We start from the raw sequence: 3,696 nt of genomic DNA on the forward strand, positions 1-3,696 counted from the left end.
CCTGCTGGTGGCGATCGGCGGCAAGTTCGTCGGCACCGGGGCGGCCGGGGCGTAGCGCACGGGTGGGTAGAGGACCCGCAGCAGCGGTCCGGCCATCGCGGTGGTGAGCACCGCCATCACCACCATCAGCGAATAGAGCCGGGTGTCCAGCAGGGTCAGTTGCAGGCCGATGTTGAGGATGACCAGCTCGGTCAGGCCGCGGGTGTTCATCAACGTGGCCAGCGCGCCCGACTCCCGGGCCGGCAGTCCGTTGGCCCGGGCCGCCAGGTAGGCGCCGACGAACTTGCCGCCGATCGCCACCAGCAGGATCAGGGCCAGCTCGCCCAGCCCGGTGGGGCCGACGGCGGAGAGGTCGACCCGCAGGCCGGCGACGATGAAGAAGACCGGCAGCAGCAGCACCGAGCTGACCTGGCCGACCCGCTCCAGCAGTTCGGCGCGGAGCGCGGCGCCGCCCTCGCGGGGCATCACCACGCCGAACAGGAACGCGCCGAAGATGAAGTGCAGCCCGACGGCCTCGGTGGCCGCGGCCGACAGCAGCGCACCGGCCAGCACCACGGCGAGGGTGCCGCTGGTCAGCCGCCCGGCTCGCCGCTGCGCCGTGGCCACCCGGCTCAGCAGGGGGCGGACCAGCAGGAACATCACCGCCAGGTAGGGCAGCACCAGCAGCAGCCGGGCCTGGTCGGCGGCGGCGCCGGCGACGGCCACCACCATCGCCAGCATCGACCAGGCGAGGACGTCGTCGACCGCCGCGCAGGTCAGGGCCACCTGGCCGACCAGGGTGTGGCTCATGTTCCGGTCGGTGAGGATCCGGGCCAGCACGGGGAACGCGGTGACCGACATCGCCGCCCCCATGAACAGCGCGAAGCTCAGCGGGTCCCGGCTCGGGTGATCGCGGATCAGGTACAGCGACAGCAGGGCGGCCAGCCCGAACGGCAGCACGATGGAGCTGACCGAGACGCTGCCGGCCAGCCGGCCCCTGCCGCGCACCAGCGCGTGGTCCAGTTCGAGGCCGACGATGAACATGAACAGCGCGATCCCCAGGTTGGCCAGCGCGGCGAGGAACGGCCGGATGTCGGTGGGGAAGACCGCCTCGGAGACGGCGCCGTGCAGCAGCGTGGGGCCGAGCGCGATCCCGGCCAGCACCTCGCCGATCACCGGCGGCTGGTCCAGCCGGCGGGCCAGCGCGCCGAGCAGGCGGGCGGCCACGATGATGATCGCGAGGGCGAGCAGGAGGCGGGTCGCCTGGGTGGTCGACATGGGTCCTCCGACCGGACGTCCGATGGTTGACCCGGGGATCGTCACGCCGTCGCCTCGGGGGCGGCTCGACCACGGGTCGAGGGCCGCGGCGGCACCGTCGGGGCGGGCGTCCGCGGCCGGCGGCGGGTCGCCCGGCCGCCGAGCCGGGTTCGAGTACGGCTCCAGCCGGCGCTGTGAGCATGTGCGGGCCCATCGGAGCGGACGCCAGGAGGATCACCGTGCACCGCACCTTGATCATCGCGAAGTTGAAGACCGACGAACCACAGCGCATCGGCGACGTCTTCGCCGAATCGGACGCCACCGACCTGCCCCACATGATCGGTGTCTCGCGGCGGCTGCTGTTCACCTTCCACGACCTCTACCTGCACCTCGTGGAGGCCGACGACGACATCTCGCCCAACCTGTACCAGGCCCGCAGCCACCCGCTCTACCAGGACATCAACACCCGGCTGACGGAGTTCGTGTCGCCGTACGACCCGAACTGGAAGGAACCGAAGGACGCGATGGCCGCCCCGTTCTACGTGTGGACGGCGAAGGACGGGAGGACCCGGTGACCACGACCCGCGAACTGCGCGTGCACGTCGACCAGGTGACGCCGAACCGGCGCCGCGGCGGCGACATCCGGCTCACCCTCAGCCCGAAGACGGTCGGCTGCACCTCCGGGTTCGGCGGGGTGCTCACCCTCGCCCCCGGCGAGCACGTCACCGAGCACTACCACCCGTACTCGGAGGAGTTCCTGCACGTCGTCGACGGCGACCTGGAGATCCGGCTCGACGGCGAGCCGGTCCGGCTCGGCCCCGGCGACTCGCTGCTGGTGCCGATCGGGGTGAAGCACCGGCTGGTCAACACCGGTGGCACGGCCGCCCGGGTGGTCTTCCACCTCTCCCCGCTGGCACCCCGGCCCGAGCTGGGCCACGTGGACACCGAGGAGCCGACCCGGCCGGAGGCGGCGAACCCGGACGTGGGTGGTCCGGCATGACCCGGTCGGTGGTGGTCACCGGGATCGGCGCGGTCGCGCCGGGGGCGGTAGGCCGGGAGGCGTACTGGGAGCTGCTGGCCGCCGGCCGGACCGCGACCCGGCGGATCAGCCTCTTCGACGCCGGTGCCTTCCGGTCCCGGATCGCCGCCGAGGTGGACTTCGACCCGCGGGCCTGCGGGCTGACCTCGGCGGAGATCCGGCGGATGGACCGGGCCGCGCAGTTCGCGGTGGTCAGCGCCCGGGAGGCGATCGCGGACAGCGGCCTGGACCTCGGCGCCGGCGACCCGGCCCGGCTCGGGGTGAGCATCGGCAGCGCGGTCGGCTGCACCATGGGCCTGGAGCAGGAGTACGCGGTGCTCTCCGACGACGGCCGCAACTGGCTGGTGGACCACAGCTACGGGGTGCCACACCTGTACGGCTACATGGTGCCGAGCACCCTCGCCGTGGAGGTGGCCTGGACGGCCGGCGCGGAGGGGCCGACGGCGCTGATCTCGACCGGCTGCACCTCAGGGCTGGACGCGGTCGGGCACGCGGTGGAGCTGATCCGGGAGGGCAGCACCGACGTGATGGTGGCCGGCGCGACGGACGCCCCGCTCTCCCCGATCACCTGCGCCTGCTTCGACGCGATCAAGGCGACCTCGCCGAACAACGACGACCCGGAGCACGCCTCCCGCCCGTTCGACGCCACCCGGGACGGTTTCGTGCTGGGCGAGGGGGCGGCGGTGCTGGTGCTGGAGGAGAAGGAGGCGGCCCAGCGGCGCGGGGCCCGCATCTACGCCGAGATCACCGGTTTCGCCAGCCGCAGCAACGCCTTCCACATGACGGGGCTGAAGCCGGACGGCCGGGAGATGGCCGAGGCGATCCGGGTGGCCATGTGCCAGGCGCGCATCGATCCGTCCGACGTGGACTACATCAACGCACACGGCTCGGGGACCAAGCAGAACGACCGGCACGAGACGGCCGCGTTCATCCGGGCGCTCGGCGAGCGGGCGTACCAGGTGCCGGTCAGCTCGATCAAGTCGATGATCGGGCACTCGCTGGGGGCGATCGGATCCCTGGAGGTGGCGGCCTGCGCGCTGGCGCTGCAACGCCAGGTGGTGCCGCCCACCGCGAACCTGCACCAGCGCGATCCGGAGTGCGATCTGGACTACGTGCCGCTGACCGCCCGGGAGCACCGGATGGACACCGTCCTCAGCGTGGGCAGCGGCTTCGGCGGCTTCCAGAGCGCCATGCTGCTCGCCCGCGTCTGACCCCGCACGAACGAACCGGCCGCCCACGTCGCCGTGGGCGGCCGGTCGTCGCCGGTCGGTCAGCGGGCGGTCCCGGCTGGGTCGGCCGGGCCGGCAGGCCGGACCGGGCGCCGCTCGGCGGGCCGCATCGAGCGCAGCGGGGGCGGCGCGGCGGGCCGGCCCGGGCGGGCCGGAGGCGGCGGGAAGCCCAGCAGGAACAGTCCCTGGATC

The 3,696-nt window shown here is 73.3% G+C and carries 4 protein-coding genes; 3 read left to right on the plus strand and 1 reads right to left on the minus strand.

Translation table 11 applies throughout. From position 1 onward, the window contains the following. Positions 1–1,257, minus strand: a 1,257-nt coding sequence (locus tag DKT69_RS36165) for a cation:proton antiporter domain-containing protein (RefSeq protein ID WP_109805846.1), incomplete at its 3' end; no start/stop codon positions are given. Positions 1,258–1,475: 218 nt separating this feature from the next. Here DKT69_RS36165 and DKT69_RS36170 point away from each other — a divergent pair. From DKT69_RS36170 to DKT69_RS36180, 3 genes are read left to right on the plus strand one after another with little or no spacing between them, the layout of a single operon-like run. Beyond that, the gene (locus DKT69_RS36170; protein WP_109805847.1) at positions 1,476–1,811 is read left to right on the plus strand and encodes a TcmI family type II polyketide cyclase; all 336 of its coding nucleotides are present in this window, start codon (positions 1,476–1,478) and stop codon (positions 1,809–1,811) included. After that, positions 1,808–2,236: a cupin domain-containing protein gene (locus tag DKT69_RS36175; RefSeq protein ID WP_109805849.1), complete on the plus strand. Its 429-nt coding sequence runs from the start codon at positions 1,808–1,810 to the stop codon at positions 2,234–2,236. Before DKT69_RS36170 ends, DKT69_RS36175 begins: the two co-directional genes overlap by 4 nt. Beyond that, entirely contained in the window at positions 2,233–3,486 is a 1,254-nt protein-coding gene (locus tag DKT69_RS36180) for a beta-ketoacyl-[acyl-carrier-protein] synthase family protein (RefSeq protein ID WP_109805848.1), read from the plus strand. The genes DKT69_RS36175 and DKT69_RS36180 overlap by 4 nt, the downstream gene beginning before the upstream one ends. The last annotated feature ends 210 nt before the right edge of the window (positions 3,487–3,696 follow it).

The organism is Micromonospora sicca, from assembly GCF_003172935.1.
In the GTDB taxonomy this organism is placed as follows: domain Bacteria; phylum Actinomycetota; class Actinomycetes; order Mycobacteriales; family Micromonosporaceae; genus Micromonospora; species Micromonospora sicca.

Coding starts and splice junctions, on each gene's coding strand:
- DKT69_RS36180 (WP_109805848.1), top strand. CDS start 2,233: ATGACCCGGTCGGTGGTGGTCACCGGGATCGGCGCGGTCGCGCCGGGG.